The following is a 20,976-nucleotide window of genomic DNA, read 5'->3' as shown; positions in this document are numbered from 1 at the left end:
CCGGGGCGGGCCGCAGGGACCGGGTCGCGGCAGGGGTTGTCAGTGCCGCGGTCCACAATGGTCCGCGTCAGATCCGTCGAACGCGAGCAGAAAACAGGAGGAGCCGGCAGCGATGGCCCGCCGCAGCACGAAGACCCCGCCGCCCGACGAGTCGTACGAGGAGAAGATCCTCGACATCGACGTCGTGGACGAGATGCGTGGCTCCTACCTCGAGTACGCGTACTCGGTCATCTACTCGCGCGCCCTGCCGGACGCCCGTGACGGCCTCAAGCCGGTGCACCGCCGCATCGTCTTCCAGATGAACGAGATGGGCCTGCGCCCGGAGCGGGCGTACGTGAAGTGCGCCCGTGTCGTCGGCGAGGTCATGGGCAAGCTGCACCCGCACGGCGACTCGTCGATCTACGACGCGCTGGTGCGCATGGCGCAGCCCTTCTCGATGCGCGTCCCGCTGGTTGACGGCCACGGCAACTTCGGCTCGCTGGGCAACGACGACCCGCCGGCCGCCATGCGGTACACCGAGTGCCGCATGACCGAGGCGACCAGCCTGATGACCGAGTCGATCGACGAGGACACGGTCGACTTCGTCCCGAACTACGACGGCCAGGAGCAGGAGCCGGTGGCACTGCCCGCCGCCTTCCCGAATCTGCTGGTCAACGGCTCCTCCGGCATCGCGGTCGGCATGGCGACGAACATGCCGCCGCACAACCTGCGCGAGGTCGTCGCCGCCGCCCGCCATCTCATCAGGTACCCGAACGCGGACCTGGACGCCCTCATGCGGCACGTCCCGGGTCCGGACCTGCCCACCGGCGGCCGCATCGTCGGCCTCGACGGCGTCCGGGACGCGTACGCGACGGGCCGCGGCACCTTCAAGATGCGCGCGACCGTCTCGATCGAGACGGTGACCGCCCGCCGCAAGGGCCTGGTCGTGACGGAACTGCCGTTCACGGTCGGCCCGGAGAAGGTCATCGCGAAGATCAAGGACCTGGTCAACGCGAAGAAGATCCAGGGCATCGCCGACGTCAAGGACCTCACCGACCGCGAGCACGGCCTGCGCCTGGTCATCGAGATCAAGAACGGTTTCGTGCCCGAGGCGGTCCTGGAGCAGCTGTACAAGCTGACGCCGATGGAGGAGTCCTTCGGTATCAACAACGTGGCCCTGGTCGACGGCCAGCCCCTCACCCTGGGCCTGAAGGAACTGCTGGAGGTCTACCTCGACCACCGCTTCGAGGTCGTCCGGCGCCGCAGCGAGTTCCGCCGCACCAAGCGCCGGGACCGCCTCCACCTGGTGGAGGGCCTGCTCACCGCCCTGGTCGACATCGACGAGGTCATCCGGCTGATCCGCTCCAGCGAGAACTCGGCGCAGGCCAAGCAGCGCCTGATGGAGCGTTTCTCGCTGAGCGAGATCCAGACGCAGTACATCCTCGACACGCCGCTGCGCCGGCTCACCAAGTTCGACCGCATCGAGCTGGAGGCGGAGAAGGACCGGCTCAACACGGAGATCGAGGAGCTGACCCGGATCCTGGAGTCGGACGCGGAGCTGCGCAAGCTGGTGTCGGCCGAACTGGCCGACGTGGCGAAGAAGTTCGGCACCGGCCGGCGCACGGTGCTGCTGGAGTCCGCGGGTGCCCCGGTGGCCACCGTGCCGCTCCAGGTCGCCGACGACCCGTGCCGGGTGCTGCTGTCCTCGACCGGCCTGCTGGCCCGTACGAAGAACGACGAGCCGGTGCCGGAGGACGCCGACGGCGGACGCGTCAAGCACGACGTGATCGTCTCGGCGGTCCCGGCGACGGCACGCGGGGAGATCGGCGCGGTGACCTCGGCGGGCCGGCTGCTGCGTGTCAACGTCGTCGACCTGCCGCAGCTGCCGGACACGGCGACCGCGCCGAACCTCTCCGGAGGGGTGCCGCTGGCCGAGTTCATCTCCCTCGACGAGGACGAGACGGTGGTCTGCCTGATCACGCTGGACGAGTCGTCGCCGGGTCTCGCGCTCGGCACCGAGCAGGGCGTCGTGAAGCGGGTCGTGCCTGACTATCCCTCCAACAAGGAGGAGCTGGAAGTCATCACCCTCAAGGAGGGTGACCGGATCGTCGGCGCGATGGAGCTGCGTACCGGTGAGGAGGATCTGGTCTTCATCACGGACGACGCGCAGCTGCTGCGCTACCAGGCCGCGCAGGTCCGCCCGCAGGGCCGCCCGGCCGGCGGCATGGCGGGCGTCAAGCTCTCCGACGGCGCCAAGGTGATCTCGTTCACGGCGGTCGACCCCGCCGTCGACGCGGTGGTCTTCACGGTGGCGGGCTCGCGCGGCACGCTGGACGACTCGGTGCAGACGACGGCCAAGCTGACCCCGTTCGACCAGTACCCGCGCAAGGGCCGCGCCACCGGTGGTGTGCGCTGCCAGCGGTTCCTGAAGGGCGAGGACTGCCTGGCCCTGGCCTGGGCGGGACCGGTCCCGGCCAGAGCGGCGCAGAAGAACGGCACCCCGGTGGAACTGCCGGAGGTGGATCCGCGCCGGGACGGCTCGGGAATCTCCCTCGCGAAGACCGTCTCGGTGGTCGCCGGACCGGTGTTCTAGGGAGATCCCCTACGGGGTGTCTCTTCGATCGTCGCGGACCCACGAAGATCGGGGAGACGCCCCCTGGGCCGGGTCCGGGCTAGAGGGCCGGTTCCTCCGGGTCCTCGTCCGGGGCCGGTACATAGCGCAGGACGCCCCACATGCCGGCTTCGTCGGCGTGCGGGGCGTCGCTCTCGCACCCCTCCAGTTCCTTGCCGAGCGCGTCGGCGTCGATGCCGGCGCCGATGAGGACGAGCTGGGTGATACGGGGGCCCGGCGTCGGCCAGGGCTCCGGGTGGAAACGCAGGAAGCGGCCGACCGCGTGCACGGCGTACCGGTTGGCGGTGTCGTACGGCCCGAAGCCGACGTACCCCTTGATCCGGTACAGCCCCTCGGGGCGGCTGTCCAGGAAGCGCATCAGGGCACGCGGGTCCATGGGGACGGCGGAGGTGAAGGACAGGCTGTCGTAGCCGGTGTGCAGGTGAGCGGCGTCGCCGTCATCGTCGGCTCCGTGCTCGTGCAGGTCGTCGAAGGACAGCTGGCCGACGCGCTCCTCGCTGGGCCGGCAGTCGAAGAGGAACTCGGGGTCGACGCGTCCGTAGGTGGCCGGGACGACGGCGGCGCGGTCGGTGAGCGAGCGGACCAGGCCGAGGACCCGGTCGGCGTCCGGGGCTCGGTCGAGCTTGTTGACCACGACGAGGTCGGCGAGCGCGAGGTGCCGGTCGATCTCGGGGTGCCGGGCGCGGGTGTCGTCGAACTCGGCCGCGTCGACGACCTCGACGAGGCCGCCGTAGACGATGCCGGGATGCTCGCTGGCGAGCACCATCCGTACGAGTTCCTGCGGCTCCGCCAGGCCGCTGGCCTCGATGACGATCACGTCGATGCCCGCGGCGGGCGCGGCGAGCCGCTCCAGGTACTCGTCGAGTTCGCTCGCGTCGACGGCGCAGCACAGGCAGCCGTTGCCGAGCGAGACGGTGGAGTCGCCGAGGGCCCCGGCGACGGCCATCGCGTCGATCTCGATCGCCCCGAAGTCGTTGACGACGGCCCCGATGCGGCTGCCCCCGCTGCGGTGCAGCAGGTGGTTGAGGAGTGTGGTCTTCCCCGAGCCCAGGAACCCGGCGAGCACGACGACCGGGATCTGCTGCGGGCTGCGGCCGTTCCGGTTGTTCCCCAACGATCGGCACCTCTCATGCGGCACGCGGACGCCCCGCGCCCTGGCCGGGCGCGGCACGCGGACGCGGATGGACTGGCCGTCCAGGATACGAGGGGCCGCGGGTGCCGCCCTCCTGCGGCGCGGCGGCCCGGGCCGCTCCGGGCAGCCCTCCCCCTCCGCGGATCCCGGCCGCTCCGGGCAGCCCTCGCCTCTCCGGGCAGCCCGCACCTCTCCGGGCAGCCCGCACCTCTCCGGACGGCCCGGCCGCTCGGGGACGCCCATCGCTTCGGGACTCCCATGGCTTCGAGCCGTCCGGGGCTTCGGGTGCCGTCCGGGGCTTCGAGCCGTCCGGGGTGTCAGGCCGCCGTCGGCGGATTCCGCAGCGGTGCCGGACCCACGTACCGCGCCGCCGGGCGAATGATCTTCGAGTCGGCCGCCTGCTCCAGGATGTTGGCGCTCCAGCCCACCACGCGGGCCGCGGCGAAGGTGGGGGTGAACATCTCCCTCGGCAGACCGCAGAGTTCCATGACGACGCCGGCGTAGAACTCCACGTTGATGTGCAGTTCGCGGCCGGGCTTGAGCTCGGCGAGGATGCTCTCGACACGCCGCTCGACCTCGACGGCGAAGTCGACCCGGGGACCGCCGAAGCCTTGGGCGATCTCGCGCAGCATGCGTGAACGGGGGTCCTCGGTGCGGTAGACGGGGTGCCCGAAGCCCATGATCCGGTCGCCCGCGAGGACCCGCTCCCGGATCCAGGGGTCGATCCGGTCCGGGGTGCCGATCGCGTCCAGGGTGTCCAGGGCACGGCTCGGCGCGCCGCCGTGCAGCGGTCCGGACAGCGCGCCGACGGCTCCCACGAGGCAGGCGGCGACATCGGCGCCGGTGGACGCGATCACCCGTGCGGTGAAGGTCGACGCATTGAAACCGTGGTCAATGGTGGAGATCAGGTATTGCTCGACCGCGCGGGCCTGCCGGGCATCCGGCTCGTCGCCCGTCAGCATGTACAGGTAGTTGGCGGCGTACGGCAGGTCCTCGCGCGGTTCCACCGGGTCGAGCCCCTGCCCGAGCCGGTACAGCGCGGTGAGCAGGGTGGGTACGGCGGCACAGGCGGCGACGGTGTCGGCGCGGCGCCGGTCCGCGTCGATGTCGTAGACCGGCCGGAACCCCTGGGTGGCGCCGAGCAGCGACAGTGCCGAGCGGAGCCCGGCCAGGGGGCCCGAGGTGCGTCCGGCCGCGGCGACGGCGGGCAGTGCGGCGCGGACCTCCTCGGGCAGCCGGCGCAGTGCCGAGGTCTCGGCGAGGAAGGCGGCTCGGCGCTCGGGGTCCGGGAGCGTGCCGTGGACGAGCAGGTGCCAGACATCCTCGAAGCCGCGTGTGCGCGCGAGTTCGACGGCCGGGTACTGACGGTAGTGGTAGAAGCCCTCGAGTCCGCGGACGTCCCCGATCTCGGTGTCGGTGACGACGACGCCCGCGAGACCGCGCGGTACGTCGACAAGAGGTGCGGTCCTGTTGATCGGCATGGTGTTCCTCCCTGAACTTGATCCGACTGTCCATGCTTGACTCAATGGCTGTCAATATTGATCCGATCAACATCAACGCATCAACGTGTGCACAGACGGCTACGGTGACCCCATGCGCGATCACGGAACCGCCCAGGACCGGCCCGGGCGAAGGCTGTCCACCAAGGAGACCGCCGAGCTGCTCGGCGTGAAACCCGAGACGGTCTACGCCTATGTGAGCCGCGGCCTGCTCAGCAGCAGACGTGAGCCCGGCGGCCGCGCGAGCACCTTCGACACGAAGGAGGTGGAGTCCCTGGCCCGCCGCAACAGGCGGGACGCCGCGGGCACTTCGGGCTCCGCCAACGACCTCTCCGTGCGCACCCGCCTCACGCTGATCGAGCAGGACCGCTACTACTTCCGTGGGGTCGACGCCACGGAACTGGCCGCCCGGCACTCCTACGAGGAGGTCGCGGAGTGGCTCTGGACGGGCCGGCCGGCTCCCGGCGCGGTCTTCACCGCGCCCGCGTCCACCGTCGCGGTCGCGCGCCGTGCCGTGAACGCCCTGTCCGAGCACGCCTCCCCCACCGACCGGCTGCGCGTGGCCGCGATCGCCGCGGCCGCCGAGGACCCCCTGCGCTTCGACCTGTCCGAGCAGGCCGTGCTCGGCACGGGTCGCGTCCTCATCCCCACGCTCGTCGCCGCGCTGCCCCCGGTCCGGCCCGGCCACGAGGACGGCCCCCGCCTGGCCCAGCGCCTGTGGGGCCGGCTGACCGGGCGCACCCCGGACGAGGCCTCGCTGCGGGTCCTGGACACCGCCCTCGCCCTGCTCGCCGACCACGACCTGGCCGCCTCGACCCTCGCCGTCCGGGTCGCCGCCTCGGCCCGCGCGCACGCCTACGCGGCCGTCTCGGCCGGGCTCGGCGTACTGGAGGGCCCGCTGCACGGCGCCGCCAGCGGACTGGCCCACCGGCTGCTGCTCGACGTGCTCGACCAGGGCACCGCCGTCCCCGTGATCGCCGACGTGCTCCGCGCGGGCCGCAGCGTGCCCGGACTCGGGCACCGCCTCTACACCGGCGAGGACCCGCGCGCGCGGGTCCTGTTCGGTCTCCTGGAGCAGGTCCCGCGCGCGGAACCCGCGCTGCTCGCCGCGCGCGACATCGTCACCACGACCGCCCGCCACGCCCCGCTGCACGCCAACGTGGACCTGGCCCTGGCCGTGTTCACCGCCTCCTGCGGCATGCCCGCCACGGCCGGCGAGACGATCTTCGCGGTCGCCCGCACGGCCGGCTGGATCGCCCACGCCCTGGAGGAGTACGGCGAGCGCCCGCTGCGCATGCGCCCCATCGGGCACTACGCCGGACCGCGCCCGCCACAGCCCATGCCCGAGTAGCGGGCGGGACGGAAGCGGCGGGACAGAAGGGGCGGGACGGAGGGGCGGGACGGAGGGGCGAGCGGGGCGGCCCCCGCGGGGACACGGCGGGGCCGGGAAGTCACCCCGCTCGAAGTCAGGTTAGGCTCACCTCTGTGAGTAGGTGCACGACCGTCTCCGAGGGCCTCGACGAGCCCGTTTCCGGTACGGCGGCCACGGCGACGACGTGGCTGCTGCTGGAGCAACCCGGCCCCTGGGGTGCCAAGGCCCTCACGTCGAGCCACCTCGACCCCGCGCTGGGCCGCGCCCTGGAGGCCGCGGCCGCCGGAACGGGCGTCCGCATCGCGCTGATCCGGCGTCCCGGCCGCCACGCGGACCACGGCGCGCCGCCGCTGCGCCACGTGTACGTGGCCCACACCGTCCCCGGGAACATCTGGCTGCACAGCGCCACCACCCGCGATCCGCACCGGCTGCTCGGCCTGGACTTCGCCGCGCTGGGCGCCGGCGACCACCGCTCCTTCGACGCGGCACTCGGCGGCCGGCCGCACGCCGGCGATCCGCTCGCGCTCGTGTGCACCAACGGCAAGCGCGACCGCTGCTGCGCGCTGCTCGGCCGTCCCCTCGCCGCCGAGCTGGCCGCTTCCGGCGTGGAGGGCGTCTGGGAGGTCACCCATCTGGGTGGTCATCGCTTCGCACCCACGGTCCTGGTCCTGCCGTACGGCTACGCGTACGGCCGCGCCGACGCGCGCACCGTCGAGGAGGCCCTGCGCTCCGCGCGCGACGGTCGCGTGCTGACGGACGGCTGCCGCGGCTGCTCGGCGTGGGAACGGCCCGGCCAGGCGGCCGAGCTGGCCGTGCGCGCGATGACGGACGAATACGCGGCGGGTGTGCTGAGCGTCGTGCGCACCCTGGGCTCGGCGCCCCGCTGGGACGTCACGGTCGCCCACGCGGACGGCCGGGGCTGGCGGGTGACCGTGGCTCAGGCCGCCGGTCTGCCGCCGCGCCCGGAGAGCTGCGGCGCCGCGGTGCTGGGCACCCCGGGCCGGCTGGAGGTCGTGGAGGTCCGCACGCTGCGGACGACGGCGCTGGCGAGCTGAACTCCCCCGCGGTCCTCCCGGCGGCTCCCCGCGAGAGCCCTGCCGCACCCCGCCGGGGGCCGGCCGGCGCCGCCGCGTAACGTCGGGGCCATGAGCCCCACCGCACCCGCTCGCCGCCTGCGCCTCGGTCTGCCCCGGCGGGTGTTCTCCCAGGTGCTCCTCATGCAGGTGACGATCGCCGCGGGGGTCGCGGTGCTCGCGACCGGGCTGTTCCTCGCCCCCTTGAGCAGCCAGCTGGACCAGGAGGCGATGCGCCGCGCGCTCGCCATCGCGCAGACCACCGCCCAGGACCCGCGGATCGCCGAGGGCGTCCAGCGGACCGCCCCGGCCGCGGACGGCCTCGTCCAGCGGGAGGCCGAGCGGATCCGGCACGCCACCCGCGCCGAGTACATCGTGGTGATGGACACGCGCGGAGTGCGCTGGTCGCACCCGACGGCCGCGGAGATCGGCCACCGGGTCTCCACCGACCCCAGCCGGGCCCTGGCGGGCGATCAGGTCATGGGGATCGACAAGGGCACCCTGGGCCGCTCCGCGCGCGGCAAGGTGCCGCTGTACGGCGCCGGTCACCGGATCGTCGGGGCGGTCTCCGTCGGCATCGCGTACGACAGCGTGCGCGCCCGGCTGATCGGCGCGATCCCGGGACTCCTCGCCTACGCCGGCGGGGCGCTCGCGGTGGGCGCGCTGGCCGCCTGGCTGGTCTCGCGCAGGGTGCAGCGGCAGACCCGGGACCTCGCGTTCTCCGACATCTCGGCGCTGCTCGCGGAGCGCGAGGCGATGCTGCACGGGATACGGGAGGGCGTGGTGGCCCTGGACCGGCACGGCAGGGTGCGCCTGCTCAACGACGAGGCCCGCCGGCTGCTGGGCATCGGCGACGAGGCCGTCGGACGCTCCCCGGACGAGGCGCTCGGCGGCGGTCGTACGACGGATGTCCTGGCCGGGCGGGTGACCGGCACCGATCTGCTCACCGTGCGCGGCCGGCGCGTGCTGGTCGCCAACCGGATGCCGACCGGTGACGGAGGCGCCGTCGCCACCCTGCGCGACCGCACGGAACTGGAGCAGCTGGGCCGCGAACTCGACTCCACGCGCGGCCTGATCGACGCGTTGCGCGCCCAGGACCACGAGCACGCGAACCGCATGCACACCCTGCTCGGGCTGCTCGAACTGGAGATGTACGACGACGCGGTGGAGTTCGTCGGCGAGGTGGTCGGCGACCACCGGGTCACCGCCGAGCAGGTCACCGAGAAGATCCACGACCCGTTGCTCGCCGCGCTGCTGGTCGGCAAGGCGACCGTGGCCGCCGAGCGCGGGGTGGCGCTGTGGGTGTCGGAACCCACCCGGCTCCCCGACCGGCTGGTCGATCCCAGGGGGATGGTCACGGTCGTGGGCAACCTCGTGGACAACGCGCTCGACGCGGTCGCGGGCCGCCCGCACGCGCGCGTGGAGGTCGAGTTGCGCACCGAGGGCCGTACGGCCGTCCTGCGGGTGCGCGACACCGGGCCCGGGGTGCCGGAGGAGCAGCGCGAGCTGGTCTTCACGGACGGGTGGTCCACCAAGAAGCCGCCGGCGCACGGCAAACGCGGCATAGGGCTGTCGCTGGTACGGCGGTTCGCCGAACGGCAGGGCGGGACCGCGACGGTGGGCACGGCGGGCGGCGGGGGCGCCGAGTTCACCGTCGTGCTGCCCGACGCCCTGGCGGAGACACTGACCGGGGAGGAGACCGCGTCCACGCCGGCCGGTTCCGGGGGGACGGCGGGGTGATCGAGGTCCTGGTGGTGGACGACGACGTCCGCGTCGCCCGGGTCAACGCCGCCTATGTCGGCAAGGTGCCCGGCTTCCGCGTGGCGGGCGAGGCGCACAGCGCGGCCGGGGCGCTGCGCCTGCTGGAGACGCTGCCGCGGCTCGACCTGGTCCTGCTGGACCAGCACCTGCCCGACGGCACCGGGCTGTCGGTCGTCCGGGAGATGCGGCGGCGGGGCCGGCGGACCGACGTGATCATGGTGACGGCCGCACGGGACGTGGCGACCGTCCAGGCGGCCATGCGGCTCGGCGCCCTCCAGTACCTGGTGAAGCCGTTCGCCTTCGCGGGTCTGCGGGCGAAGCTGGAGGCGTACGCCGTGCTGCGTCGCGCCCTGGACGGGGGCGGCGAGGCCGAACAGGCGGAGGTGGACCGCATCTTCGGCGCCCTCTCCGCGCGCTCGCGGCCCGAGCCGCCCAGGGGTCACTCCCCCACGACCACCGAACTGGTCCGCCAGGCCCTCATGAGCGCCGACAGGCCGCTGTCGGCCCGCGAGACCGCCGAGCGGACCGGGGTGAGCCGGCAGACCGCCCAGCGTTGCCTGAAGCTGCTGGAGCGCGCCGGACGCGCCCGGCTGACGCTGAGGTACGGCGACGCGGGCCGCCCCGAACACCTCTACGTGTGGGCGGCCCGCGTCTGAGCCCATGCACAGGCCGGGTTCGGCGAACGCCTACTTCGCGGCCTTCTGGGCGAACTCGGTGGTGTAGGTCGCGGCGAGGTCCACCTTGGCGTTCTTGACGGCGGGGTTGAACGCCTTGAGGACGCGTTCGACGGTCTCGGGGCCGTTCGCCGGCATCACGCCGTCCTTGGTGAACATCGGCAGCGTGCTCTTGATGGCGTCGGCGTAGAGCGTCTTGTCGCCCTGGGAGTAGTCGGCCGGCATCTTGGCGGCGATGTCGGAGGCGCTGTGGGTGGACATCCACCGGAGCGTCTTGACGAATGCATCGACCAACTTCTGGACGGTCTCCTTGTGCCCGTTCACCCAGTCCGTCTGCATGTACAGGCTGGACGACGGGTACGGGCCGCCGAGCGCCTGCTGCGAGCCCTCGGGGGTGCGCATGTCGACGAGCACCTTGCCGGCCTTCTTCGCCAGGATCGTCGCCACGGTCGGGTCCGTCGTCATGCCCGCGTCGATGGACCCCTGCTGGAGTGCCGCGATGAACGTGGGACCGGCTCCCACGGCGACCGGCGTGAACTGGTCGACCCGGACACCGTTCTTGACCGCGAGGTACTTGGTGAGGAAGTCCGTGGAGGAGCCGAGTCCGGTGACGCCGAGCTTCCTGCCCTTGAAGTCCTTCGCCGAGGTGACCTCGCCTTCCGCCTTCCGTGAGACGACCTCGACCTCGCCCGGCGCGTGCGAGAACTGCACGACGGACTCCACGGACTTGCCCTTCACCTGGAGGTCGAGGGTGTGGTCGTAGAAGCCGACCGCGCCCTGCACCTGGCCGGAGACGAGCGCGGTCTCGGCCTGGACACCCGCGGGCTCGCTGAGCAGTTCCACGTCGAGGCCCTCGGCGTCGAAGTAGCCGAGCCGCTGGGTGAGCATCGCCGGCATGTAGATGACCTTGTCCAGGCCGCCCACCATGATCTTGACCTTGGTCCCCTTGCCGTCGCCCTTGACGCCGGAACCGGAGGCCGCGGAGCTTGCCGCGTCGTTGGCGCAGGCGGTGAGCGAGGTGAGGGCGAGCAGGCCGGCGACGGCCAGCGAGGCGTGTCGGGTGGTCTTGCGCATGGCGGTTCACGTCCTTGTGAGAGGGCGGTGCGGGGAGGAGTTGCGGTCGGTGCGCGCGAGGTCCCGCGGCACGGCCGCGGGAGGGCGGGTCAGCTGTCGGAACCGGTCGGCTTCCAGCGGAAGATGCGGCGCTCGGCGAAGGTCAGCAGGCCTTCGGCGACGAGGGCGACGACGGCGAGGACGACCATGGCGGCGTACACACCTGCCGCGTTGAACGTGCCCTGGGACTGCGCGACGAGCAGGCCGATGCCCTTGGTGGCACCGATGTACTCCCCGACGATGGCGCCGATGAGGGCGAAGCCGAAGCTGACATGGAGGCTCGTGAAGATCCACGAGGTGGCCGAGGGGATGACGACCTGGAGGGTCACCTGCCGGTCACCGGCGCCCAGGACACGGGCGTTGGCCACCAGGTTGCGGTCGACCTCCCGGGCGCCCTGGAAGGCGTTGAAGAACACCGGGAAGAAGACGAGCACCACGGCCGACGCGATCTTGGAGGCGGGGCCGAGCCCGAACCAGATCACGAAGATCGGTGCGAGGACGATCCGCGGGATCGAGTTGAGCACCTTGATGTACGGACCGAGGACATCGGCGAGGAACGTGATCCGCCCCAGCATGATGCCGAAGAGGACACCCGCGATCACCCCGATGATCCAGCCGGCCAGCGCCTCGTACAGCGTGAACCAGATCTGTTCGCCCAGGGAGCCGAGCGCGGTGCCGTGCGTCACCCAGGTGTAGATCTGGTTCCAGATCTCGGAGGGCATCGAGAAGTTGAACGGGTCGATGACCTCGGCCCGGGAGAGCGCCTCCCACAGCCCGAGGACGGCCACCAGAAGCAGCACCCGGACGGCCGCGACGGCCGCCTTGCGCCTGCGGGCGCCCTGTGCGCGCGACTCCGCGCGGTCCTGGACCTTGGCCGTGTCGACGGCCGGTGTGCTGATGACGTCAGGCGACACGGGCGGCACCCCTCTCGCGGGTGATGCGGACCTCTTCGCCGAGGGACTCCCAGATCTCGCGGTAGATCTCGATGAACCGCGGCTCCAGGCGCACTTCCTCGACCTTGCGCGGCCGGGGCAGATCGATGTCGAAGACCTGCTTGACGGTCGCGGGGCCCGCGGTCATCACGACGACCCTGTCGGCCAGCGCGATGGACTCCTCCAGGTCGTGGGTGACGAACACGACGGAGGCGCCCGTGCCCTCCCACAGCTCCAGCAGCTCGTCCGACATCAGCGCCCGGGTCTGCACGTCGAGCGCCGAGAACGGCTCGTCCATCAGCAGGATGTCGGGATCGTTGACGAAGGTGGCGGCGAGGGCGACGCGCTTGCGCTGGCCGCCGGAGAGCTGGTGCGGATAGCGGTCCTCGAAGGCGGCGAGGCCGACTCGGGCCAGCCATTCGCGGGCCTTCTCCTTGGCCTCCGCCTTGGGAACGCCCCGGAACCGGGGGCCCGCCATGACATTGGACAGCACGGTCCGCCACGGGAACGTGGCGTCCTGCTGGAAGACGAACCCGACCTTGTCACCGACCCCGCGGACCGGCTCGCCGGCCACCAGCACCTCGCCCTCCGTGGGCTCCTCCAGGCCGCTGACCAGCGTCAGCGTGGTGGACTTGCCACAGCCGGTCGGGCCGACGACGGCCACGAACTCGCCGCGGCGGACGGTGAGGTCCAGCCCGCGCACCGCGGTGTGCAGACCCCCCGACGGGGTCTTGAAGGTCTTGCTCGCGCCCCGTAGCTCGATGGCGGGGCCGGTGTCTGCGCTCATGGCCCGGGACGGTAGGCGGGGTCCCGCTCGCAGCAGCAGTCTTGTGTGCACTGCCTGTTCTTTTGCTCGCAAGAACCTGTTGTGCTCATTTTGCTCGCGTTACAACTGCGGAGCCGAATCGCGGGCCCCCGTGCTCGCCGGCCTTGAAGGAGAGGCCCGATGATTGACGTCCTGGTCGTGGACGACGACTTCCGCGTCGCTGAGATAAACGCCAAGTACGTGGGGAAGGTTCCCGGCTTCCGGGTGACCGGCCGCGCGCACAGCGCCGCCCAGGCGCTGGCCGCGGTCGAACGCGGCCCCGTGGACCTGGTGCTGCTGGACCACTACCTGCCGGACCGCACCGGGCTCGAACTCGTCCACCGCATGCGGGAGCAGGGGCACGGCGCCGACGTCATCATGATCACGGCGGCGAGCGATGTGACGACGGTCCAGAAGGCGATGCGGCTGGGCGCCCTGCACTACCTGGTCAAGCCCTTCACCTTCGCCGCCCTGCGCAGCCGCCTGGACGCGTACGCCGCGCTGCGCCGTACCGTGGACCGGGTGGGCGGCCGCGGACTGACCGGACAGGAGCAGGTCGACCGCATCTTCGGTGCCCTGCGCACAGCTCCCGCGCCGTCCGCGCCGGGCCTGCCCAGCGGGCACTCGGAGCCCACGACCGACCTCATCTGCGATGTCCTGCACGGCTCGGAGCATCCGCTGTCGGCCCACGAGGTCGCCGCCAGGACCGGCCTGAGCCGCTCCACGGCCCAGCGCTATCTGCGCCACCTGGAACAGGCGGGCCGGCTGCGGCTCTCCCTCAAGTACGGCGACACCGGCCGCCCGGAGCACCGCTATGCCTGGGTGGCACCGTAGTGACGCCACGGCCGTGCACCGCTGCACGCACGACGGCCGTGGCGCCACCGCGGGTCACACGGCTCCGGCTCCGGTGAGCGAGCGCACCTCGGTCTCGGCGAACTTGCTCTCGTCCGCGACCTCGTCGGAGGTGATCGTGCCGAGCCAGCCGGCGAGGAAACCGAGCGGGATCGAGACGATGCCCGGGTTCTGCAGCGGGAAGTACTGGAAGTCGACGTCCGGGAACAGCGATCCGGGGCTCCCGGACACCACCGGGGACAGCAGCACCAGCGCCACCGCGGGCAACAGGCCGCCGTAGACGGCCCACACGGCGCCGCGCGTGGTGAAGCCGCGCCAGAACAGCGAGTAGAGCAGCACCGGAAGGTTCGCCGACGCTGCCACGGCGAAGGCGAGACCGACCAGGAAGGCGACGTTCAGATCACGGGCCAGCAGCCCGAGGGCGATCGCGACGATGCCGATCCCGACCGCCGCCACACGCGCCACGGCCACCTCGCTGCGCGGAGTGGTGGACGACCGCCTCAGTGACGCGTACAGGTCGTGTGCCACGGACGCCGAGGAGGCCAGAGTGATACCGGCGACCACCGCGAGGATCGTGGCGAAGGCGACGGCGGCGACGACCGCGAACAGGACGGTGCCGCCGGTGGACGAGGCCCCGCCGCCCAGATCGAGCGCGAGCAGCGGAACGGCCGTGTTGCCCGCGGCGTTCGACTCGCGCAGCGTGTCGGGTCCCACCACCGCGGCCGCCCCGAAGCCCAGGACGATGGTCATCAGGTAGAAGCCGCCGATCAGGCCGATCGACCACACCACGGAACGCCGCGCGGCCCGCGCGGTCGGCACGGTGTAGAAGCGGGACAGGATGTGCGGCAGGCCTGCCGTCCCCATGACCAGCGCCAAGCCCAGGCTGATGAAGTCCAGTCGCTCGGTCCAGTTGCCGCCGTACTTCAGTCCCGGCGCCAGGAACGCGTTCCCGTGCCCGCTGCGCTCGGCGGCGGTGACGAGGAGGCGGTCGAAGTCGCCGTGGAAGCGCACCATGACGAGCACGGTGAGCACGATGGTGCCGCCGAGGAGCAGGACCGCCTTCACGATCTGGATCCAGGTGGTGGCCCGCATCCCTCCGAGCGAGACGTAGATGACCATGAGCGCGCCGACCCCGATGACCGTCCAGGCCTGCGCCGCCCCGCTCGTCCGGCCCAGCAGCAGCGCCACCAGGCTGCCGGCGCCCACCATCTGGGCCACCAGGTACATGACGGACACGGTGACCGAGGAGGTGCCCGTGGCGATCCGCACCGGCCGCTCGCTCATCCGCGCGGCCACCACGTCGGCCAGGGTGAACCGGCCGCAGTTGCGGACCAGTTCCGCCACCAGGAACAGCACGACCAGCCACGCCACGAGGAAGCCCACCGAGTACAGCAGGCCGTCGTAGCCGTACAGGGCCATGAGTCCCGCCACTCCGAGGAAGGAGGCGGCGGACATGTAGTCGCCCGCGATGGCGAAGCCGTTCTCCATCGGGGAGAAGAGGCGCCCGCCGGCGTAGAACTCCTCGGCCGACCCGTGCCGTCGGCGGCTCACCCAGGTGGTGATCCCCAGGGTGACGGCCACGAATCCGATGAACAGCGCCAGAGCGAGTGTCTGGTGATGGCTGGTCACGAAGCGCCTCCCTGCGCGCCACGGGTCATTTCCTGGGTGTCCCACCGCAGGTTCAGCGCGGCCCGGTCCCGGCGCAGCCGCGCGTGCCGGGCGTAGGCCCAGGTGAGCAGGAACGTGCTGAGGAACTGCCCGAGTCCCGCGAGCATCCCCAGGTTCACCGCTCCCATCACCGGCTCGGCCATGAGACCGGGGGCGGCTGTCGCGGCGACCACGTAACCCACGTACCAGAGGAAGAAGGCGGCGACCCCGGGAACCACGAACCTCCGGTACCTGCCGCGCACTTCCCGGAAGGCCTCGCTGCGTTGCACTTCCGCGTACACATCACGGGCGCGAACGTCCGCCGACCCCTTCTCCCTGCGTGCGGACGGTACGGCGGAGGCCGGCATCCCGGTACCGTCCGGCGCGCCCCAGCCGGGGGCCGGCCTGTCGTACCAAGGGTCTTCGTATCGCACGTCCCGGGACGCCACACCGTGGTGTTCCTGGTTCTCTGCCGTGCTCTCGGGACCGTCCCCGGTTCCACGGGAACGATCGTTGCTTGACTGCATGCCCAAGCATGGACAGATCGGGAAGATCCCTGACTCTTCTTCCCCCCGCACTTCACCCCATTAGGTGACTCAATCCACCTGGGGCAGCACGAGTCCCTTCGCATAGGCGTAACGCACCGCCTGCGCGCGGTCCTTGAGCCCCGTCTTGGCGAAGAGATTGTTGATGTGCGTCTTCACCGTGGCGGTGGAGACGTGCAGTCTCCGGGCGATCTCCTGGTTGGTGAGTCCCTCGGCGATCAGCACCAGCACTTCGGCCTCCCGCGCGGTCAGTCCGTCGGGAGGATCCGCCGGCGCCACGGCCCCGCTCCGGGGCTCCGAAAGTCGCTCCAGCAAACGGCGTTGAATGCTCGGCGACAGCCCGGCCTCGCCCGACAGGACGCTCTCCACGGCCCGCACGATCTCCTCACCGCCGGCGTCCTTGGTGAGATAGCCCCGCGCTCCGGCACGCAGCGCGGGGAACAGCGACTCGTCGTCGGCGAACGTGGTCAGCACCACGACCTGGGTGCCCGGATACCGCGTCCGGATCCTGCGGGTGGCCTCCACGCCGTCGCAGCGCGGCATCCGCAGGTCCATCAGCACCACGTCCGGGGCGAGTTCCCCGACCAGCCGTACGGCTTCCTCGCCGTCCCCCGCGGAGCCGACGACCTCCACCCCGGGCAGCAGTCCGAGCAGCATCACGATCCCCTCCCGCACCACGGTCTGGTCGTCGGCGACCACCACCCGCGCGGACTTCTTCTCCCCCTCCGTTCCCGTCATACGGGCACCTTCAGCGTCACCGTGAACCCCTCTTCGTCCGGACCGGCGTCCAGCGAGCCTCCCAGCAGTTCGGCGCGCTCCCGCATACCCAGCAGACCGTACCCGCCGCCGGACCCTGCGAGTTCGCCCGGCCGCCCGCCCGAATCACGCACGCGCAGGGTCACTTCGTGGTCGCTGTAGTCGAGCCGCACCTGCACCTCGGCGCCCGGCGCGTGCTTGCGGACGTTGGTCATGGCCTCCTGCGCCACGCGGCGCACGGCCTGGGAGGCTTCGACGGGAAGCGGTCTGCACTCACCCGTCACGGTGACCTCCGCGCCGTCGGTCCGGCCGACCACTTCGGTCAGGAAGTCCTCCAGCGGACTGAGATCACCGCGCAGCGCGGAGAGCGCCTGCCGGGTCTCGGAGAGGCCGTCACGGGCCATTCCCCGGGCGGCCACCACCCGTTCCAGGACCTGCTGCCGGTCGGCGCCGCGTTCGAGCAGGAGCCGGGCCGCCTCCAGGTGCACCATCTGGGCCGAGAGGCTGTGCGCCAGCACGTCGTGGATCTCCCGGGCGATCCTGGCCCGCTCGGCCAGGGCCGCCGACTCCGCCTCGGCGGCCCGCGCGGCCCGCTCCTGGACGAGCAGCCGCTGCGCGTTGCCCCGCGCCTCGGCGTCCAGACGCATCACGTATCCGGCCAGGGCCATCCCCGCCACGGCGGCGGCCGTGGTCAGCCATACGTCGTTGTTGAACGCGGAGTACGAGGTGAGCGCCACGGACGCCACGGGCAGCGCCGCCGCGAGGGGAAGCCGCTCCAGGGAGGAGACACCGCAGCCGCACCAGATGACCAGCGCGGGCCCCCGGAACCCGGTGGCCTGAGCCGCGACGGCGATGCCCAGGAGCACTCCCATGAGTGCCAGGGAGGGAACCAGCCGGTGCGCGTACGTGGTGCGGAAGAAGCCCCAGGAGACGAGTCCGGCCAGCAGTACGCCTGCCGCTCCCGCCAGCGCGTCCCAGGGTCCGACGTCGCTCCGGCTGAAGGCGCTCCACAGGAGCATGCCGAGGACCAGGAGCCGGATGCTCCAGGTGAGCAGGAGCCGGGGGCCGGTGACGCCGTTGCGGCCGAGTGCCTCGCGCGAGGGCCAGCGTGTCCAGACGTTCTCCGTCATGCGCGCCCCTTCCCGACCGTCGCCAGGCTGTCACCGTTCACCGCGGGGACGGTCTCGGAGGCGACGAGGGCCCGGGCCCGCCAGGTGACGATCCCGGCGCGGACCAGCAGGGTGGCGGCGAGGCCGATCATCAGGGCGGAGGTGTCCTGGTGAACTCCCATGACCCGGCCGAGCGCGAAGAGGCCGACCCGTACGACTATGCCCGTGCCCCAGACGGCGGCACTCGCCTTGCTGCTCCTGGTCCACACGACGCCGTCCGGGGCGCGCCACACCCTGCTGGTCCAGGCCCAGCCCGCTCCCGTGGCCAGCCCTATGAGCACTTCCACGGCGAGCAGGCTCGCGGACGCGGCAGGGCGGTGGGGGTCGAGCACGGCATGTTCGCGCAGCGCCACGACCACGAGGATCACCGGCAGCAGCCACCAGCGCCGGTCCGTGTCGACCGGACGCTCGCGGAACTGCCGGCCGATCACCAGGGCGACGACGGCGACGATCACGAGCGCGTTGATCAGCCCGGACATGACGGCCTCCGTGAGGGAGAAGGGGGTGTCGGGAGCGATCGCCGCCGACACCATCGAATCTACGGAGATCCGGCGGTCGTGAGATCGGAGCGCGGGTGGATCACGGGTGGAAGCCGCACATCCGCTGTCTCCACCCCAGGGTGGAGAACCTGCGCCGGGGCCCCGGCCGGCCGAGGTGCGCGGGCACCTGGCCGGCCGGGGCCCCGGCCGGCTTCACGATTCGGCGCGTAAAGGACTGCGCGCCGGTGCGACGTGCTACGCGTCGATGCGCGAGCGGTCCAGCGTCGCGGCCGAGCTGGAGATGAACTCCTTGCGCGGGGCCACGTCATTGCCCATGAGCAGATCGAAGGTCCCCTCCGCCGCTTCGAGGTCGGCGAGGTTGATCCGGCGCAGGGTGCGGTGACGGGGGTCCATCGTGGTCTCGGCCAGCTGGTCGGCGTCCATCTCGCCCAGTCCCTTGTAGCGCTGGATGGAGTCCTTGTAGCGGACCCCCTTGCGCTGGAACTCCATGAGCGTGTCGCGCAGCTCGCGGTCCGAGTACGTGTAGACGTACTTGTCCTGGCCCTTCTTGGGCTGGACCAGCTCGATGCGGTGCAGCGGGGGCACCGCGGCGAAGACCCGGCCCGCCTCGACCATGGGCCGCATGTAGCGCTGGAAAAGCGTCAGCAGCAGGCAGCGGATGTGGGAGCCGTCCACATCGGCGTCGGTCATCATGATGATCTTGCCGTAGCGGGCAGCGTCGATGTCGAAGGTACGACCCGAGCCCGCTCCTATGACCTGGATGATCGCGCCGCATTCGGCGTTCTTCAGCATGTCGGTCACGGAGGACCGCTGCACGTTGAGGATCTTGCCTCGGATCGGCAGCAGCGCCTGGAACTCGGAGTTGCGGGCCAGTTTGGCCGTACCGAGCGCGGAGTCGCCCTCGACGATGAACAGCTCGCTGCGGTCGACGTCGTCGCTGCGGCAGTCGGCGAGCTTGGCCGGCAGGGAGGAGGACTCCAGAGCCGTCTTGCGGCGCTGCGCGTCCTTGTGCTGGCGGGCCGCGACACGTGTACGCGCGGCGGCGACCACCTTCTCCATGACGACCCGGGCCTGCGCCGCGGCGTCCCGCTTGGTCGAGGTGAGGAACGCCTTGAGTTCGTTGGAGACCACGTTGGCGACGATGCGGCGGGCCGCCGAGGTGCCGAGCACCTCCTTGGTCTGGCCCTCGAACTGCGGCTCGGCCAGGCGCACGGTGACGACCGCGGTCAGGCCCTCCATGGCGTCGTCCTTGGTGACGCCGTCCTCGGCGACGCGCAGCATCTTCTTGGCGCGCAGGACGTCGTTCATCGTCTTGGTGAGCGCCTGCTCGAAGCCGGCCACGTGGGTGCCGCCCTTGGGGGTGGCGATGATGTTGACGAAGGACTTCAGGCCGGTGTCGTAGCCCGTGCCCCAGCGCAGCGCGACGTCCACCCCGAGCTCTCGGGTGACCTCGGTGGGCGTCATCTGGCCGTGCTCGTCGAGGACCGGGACGGTCTCCTTGAAGGTGCCCTGACCCGAGAAGCGGAGGATGTCGCAGACCGGCTTGTCAGCGGCCAGGTACTCACAGAACTCGCTGATGCCGCCGTCGAAGCGGAAGGACTCCTCGCCCTTGCTTCCGCCCTCTCCGAGACCCAGCTCGTCGCGGACGACGATGGTCAGGCCCGGCACGAGGAAGGCGGTCTGGCGGGCCCGCTGGTGCAGGTTCTCCAGGGAGAGCTTCGCGTCCTTGAGGAAGATCTGCCGGTCGGCCCAGTAACGCACCCGGGTGCCGGTGCGGGTCTTGGGGATCCTCTTGGCCTTGCGCAGACCGTTCGCGGCCTCGAACTTCGCTTCCGGGCCGTTCCCGGAGAACGCGCCGGGGACGCCACGCCGGAAGCTGATGCCGTGGGTCTGGCCGCCGCGGTCCACCTCGACGTCGAGCCGGGCGGAGAGGGCGTTCACCACCGAGGCGCCGACGCCGTGCAGGCCGCCGGAGGCGGCGTAGGAGCCGCCGCCGAACTTGCCGCCGGCGTGCAGCTTGGTCATGACGACCTCGACGCCGGACAGGCCGGTCTTGGGCTCCACGTCCACGGGGATGCCGCGGCCGTTGTCCCGTACCTCGACGGATCCGTCGTCGTGGATGATCACCTCGATGTGGTCGCAGTACCCGCCCAGGGCCTCGTCCACGGAGTTGTCGATGATCTCCCACAGGCAGTGCATCAGACCGCGGCTGTCGGTCGAGCCGATGTACATGCCCGGGCGCTTGCGCACGGCCTCGAGGCCCTCGAGGACGAGGAGGTGCCGCGCGGTGTAGTTGGAGCCGTCCCGGTCTGCTCCTGCCAGCAGCGCTGTGGACGGCACGGACGTATCGGCGGTCACGCGGTTCGCTCCTCGCTGAATTTCAGGTGAGCCCCTTTGGGGTAAGGGGCCGGCTTCGGTCGCCGCTCAGAGGGTACCGAGGCCTGGTAGAGCCGGTGAAACGCCACCCTCGTCGGGAAACTCAGACTAGTCCAAGGTCGCATGGGTGTTCGATCACTCGATGGAGTGAAGCACACA

At 71.6% G+C, this 20,976-nt stretch carries 17 protein-coding genes; 6 read left to right on the top strand and 11 right to left on the bottom strand.

The annotated features are described in order from the left end of the window. Positions 1–112: 112 nt before the first annotated feature. Positions 113–2,572 (top strand): DNA topoisomerase (ATP-hydrolyzing) subunit A, encoded by a 2,460-nt coding sequence (locus ACIPRD_RS15715; protein WP_401563362.1) that lies wholly within the window; start codon positions 113–115, stop codon positions 2,570–2,572. Between the two features lie 79 nt (positions 2,573–2,651). Here the strand turns inward: ACIPRD_RS15715 and ACIPRD_RS15710 are convergent, their stop codons facing one another. Together ACIPRD_RS15710 and ACIPRD_RS15705 are read right to left on the bottom strand one after the other, a co-directional pair. Then, positions 2,652–3,725 carry a CobW family GTP-binding protein gene (locus ACIPRD_RS15710; protein WP_401563359.1) on the bottom strand — a complete coding sequence of 358 codons (1,074 nt, stop codon included), beginning with the start codon at positions 3,723–3,725 and terminating at the stop codon, positions 2,652–2,654. Between the two features lie 335 nt (positions 3,726–4,060). Next, complete coding sequence (locus ACIPRD_RS15705; RefSeq protein WP_356406699.1) at positions 4,061–5,224, bottom strand: citrate synthase/methylcitrate synthase; 1,164 nt, start codon at positions 5,222–5,224, stop codon at positions 4,061–4,063. Positions 5,225–5,336: 112 nt separating this feature from the next. Here ACIPRD_RS15705 and ACIPRD_RS15700 point away from each other — a divergent pair, with 112 nt between their 5' ends. The 4 genes from ACIPRD_RS15700 (at position 5,337) to ACIPRD_RS15685 (ending at position 10,104) form a co-directional block, all read left to right on the top strand. Next, the gene (locus ACIPRD_RS15700; protein ID WP_401563356.1) at positions 5,337–6,593 is read left to right on the top strand and encodes a citrate synthase; all 1,257 of its coding nucleotides are present in this window, start codon (positions 5,337–5,339) and stop codon (positions 6,591–6,593) included. 134 nt (positions 6,594–6,727) lie between these two features. Beyond that, entirely contained in the window at positions 6,728–7,669 is a 942-nt protein-coding gene (locus ACIPRD_RS15695; protein ID WP_401563354.1) for a sucrase ferredoxin, read from the top strand. Between the two features lie 90 nt (positions 7,670–7,759). Further along, entirely contained in the window at positions 7,760–9,427 is a 1,668-nt protein-coding gene (locus ACIPRD_RS15690) for an ATP-binding protein (RefSeq protein ID WP_401563352.1), read from the top strand. Continuing rightward, a complete protein-coding gene (locus ACIPRD_RS15685; protein WP_401563350.1) occupies positions 9,424–10,104 on the top strand; it encodes a response regulator in 681 nt (226 codons plus the stop codon). The genes ACIPRD_RS15690 and ACIPRD_RS15685 overlap by 4 nt, the downstream gene beginning before the upstream one ends. A 30-nt stretch (positions 10,105–10,134) precedes the next feature. On the opposite strand, the gene ACIPRD_RS15680 is transcribed toward ACIPRD_RS15685, so the two are convergent. From ACIPRD_RS15680 to ACIPRD_RS15670, 3 genes are all read right to left on the bottom strand, one after another. Then, the gene (locus ACIPRD_RS15680) at positions 10,135–11,196 is read right to left on the bottom strand and encodes an ABC transporter substrate-binding protein (RefSeq protein ID WP_401563347.1); all 1,062 of its coding nucleotides are present in this window, start codon (positions 11,194–11,196) and stop codon (positions 10,135–10,137) included. 89 nt (positions 11,197–11,285) lie between these two features. After that, positions 11,286–12,149, bottom strand: coding sequence for an ABC transporter permease (locus tag ACIPRD_RS15675; RefSeq protein WP_401563344.1), 864 nt, complete (start codon positions 12,147–12,149; stop codon positions 11,286–11,288). Beyond that, entirely contained in the window at positions 12,139–12,954 is an 816-nt protein-coding gene (locus ACIPRD_RS15670; protein WP_356406721.1) for an ABC transporter ATP-binding protein, read from the bottom strand. The genes ACIPRD_RS15675 and ACIPRD_RS15670 overlap by 11 nt, the downstream gene beginning before the upstream one ends. Before the next feature lie 159 nt (positions 12,955–13,113). On the opposite strand from ACIPRD_RS15670, the gene ACIPRD_RS15665 reads away from it, so the two are divergent. Continuing rightward, positions 13,114–13,806 (top strand): response regulator, encoded by a 693-nt coding sequence (locus ACIPRD_RS15665; RefSeq protein WP_401563341.1) that lies wholly within the window; start codon positions 13,114–13,116, stop codon positions 13,804–13,806. Positions 13,807–13,860: 54 nt separating this feature from the next. On the opposite strand, the gene ACIPRD_RS15660 is transcribed toward ACIPRD_RS15665, so the two are convergent. From ACIPRD_RS15660 to ACIPRD_RS15635, 6 genes are all read right to left on the bottom strand, one after another. Continuing rightward, positions 13,861–15,453, bottom strand: a complete 1,593-nt coding sequence (locus ACIPRD_RS15660; protein ID WP_356406726.1) for a cation acetate symporter — start codon at positions 15,451–15,453, stop codon at positions 13,861–13,863. Then, positions 15,450–15,998 (bottom strand): DUF485 domain-containing protein, encoded by a 549-nt coding sequence (locus ACIPRD_RS15655; RefSeq protein ID WP_356406728.1) that lies wholly within the window; start codon positions 15,996–15,998, stop codon positions 15,450–15,452. Before ACIPRD_RS15655 ends, ACIPRD_RS15660 begins: the two co-directional genes overlap by 4 nt. Positions 15,999–16,067: 69 nt before the next feature. Continuing rightward, positions 16,068–16,754 carry a response regulator gene (locus tag ACIPRD_RS15650; protein WP_401563338.1) on the bottom strand — a complete coding sequence of 229 codons (687 nt, stop codon included), beginning with the start codon at positions 16,752–16,754 and terminating at the stop codon, positions 16,068–16,070. After that, positions 16,751–17,902 carry a sensor histidine kinase gene (locus tag ACIPRD_RS15645; protein WP_401563335.1) on the bottom strand — a complete coding sequence of 384 codons (1,152 nt, stop codon included), beginning with the start codon at positions 17,900–17,902 and terminating at the stop codon, positions 16,751–16,753. The genes ACIPRD_RS15650 and ACIPRD_RS15645 overlap by 4 nt, the downstream gene beginning before the upstream one ends. Further along, positions 17,899–18,420: a DUF1453 domain-containing protein gene (locus ACIPRD_RS15640; protein WP_401563333.1), complete on the bottom strand. Its 522-nt coding sequence runs from the start codon at positions 18,418–18,420 to the stop codon at positions 17,899–17,901. Before ACIPRD_RS15640 ends, ACIPRD_RS15645 begins: the two co-directional genes overlap by 4 nt. Before the next feature lie 255 nt (positions 18,421–18,675). After that, positions 18,676–20,799: a DNA topoisomerase IV subunit B gene (locus ACIPRD_RS15635; RefSeq protein WP_356406739.1), complete on the bottom strand. Its 2,124-nt coding sequence runs from the start codon at positions 20,797–20,799 to the stop codon at positions 18,676–18,678. Between the last annotated feature and the right edge of the window lie 177 nt (positions 20,800–20,976).

The sequence above is a fragment of the Streptomyces sp. NPDC090108 genome, assembly GCF_044747185.1.
Classification (GTDB): domain Bacteria; phylum Actinomycetota; class Actinomycetes; order Streptomycetales; family Streptomycetaceae; genus Streptomyces.
The sequence above is the reverse complement of the archived record's forward strand: the minus strand, read 5'-3'. Positions and strand labels throughout refer to the sequence as shown.

Coding starts and splice junctions, on each gene's coding strand:
- ACIPRD_RS15640 (WP_401563333.1), bottom strand. CDS start 18,420: ATGTCCGGGCTGATCAACGCGCTCGTGATCGTCGCCGTCGTCGCCCTG.
- ACIPRD_RS15700 (WP_401563356.1), top strand. CDS start 5,337: ATGCGCGATCACGGAACCGCCCAGGACCGGCCCGGGCGAAGGCTGTCC.
- ACIPRD_RS15705 (WP_356406699.1), bottom strand. CDS start 5,224: ATGCCGATCAACAGGACCGCACCTCTTGTCGACGTACCGCGCGGTCTC.
- ACIPRD_RS15680 (WP_401563347.1), bottom strand. CDS start 11,196: ATGCGCAAGACCACCCGACACGCCTCGCTGGCCGTCGCCGGCCTGCTC.
- ACIPRD_RS15645 (WP_401563335.1), bottom strand. CDS start 17,902: ATGACGGAGAACGTCTGGACACGCTGGCCCTCGCGCGAGGCACTCGGC.
- ACIPRD_RS15655 (WP_356406728.1), bottom strand. CDS start 15,998: ATGCAGTCAAGCAACGATCGTTCCCGTGGAACCGGGGACGGTCCCGAG.
- ACIPRD_RS15690 (WP_401563352.1), top strand. CDS start 7,760: ATGAGCCCCACCGCACCCGCTCGCCGCCTGCGCCTCGGTCTGCCCCGG.
- ACIPRD_RS15650 (WP_401563338.1), bottom strand. CDS start 16,754: ATGACGGGAACGGAGGGGGAGAAGAAGTCCGCGCGGGTGGTGGTCGCC.
- ACIPRD_RS15665 (WP_401563341.1), top strand. CDS start 13,114: ATGATTGACGTCCTGGTCGTGGACGACGACTTCCGCGTCGCTGAGATA.
- ACIPRD_RS15715 (WP_401563362.1), top strand. CDS start 113: ATGGCCCGCCGCAGCACGAAGACCCCGCCGCCCGACGAGTCGTACGAG.
- ACIPRD_RS15670 (WP_356406721.1), bottom strand. CDS start 12,954: ATGAGCGCAGACACCGGCCCCGCCATCGAGCTACGGGGCGCGAGCAAG.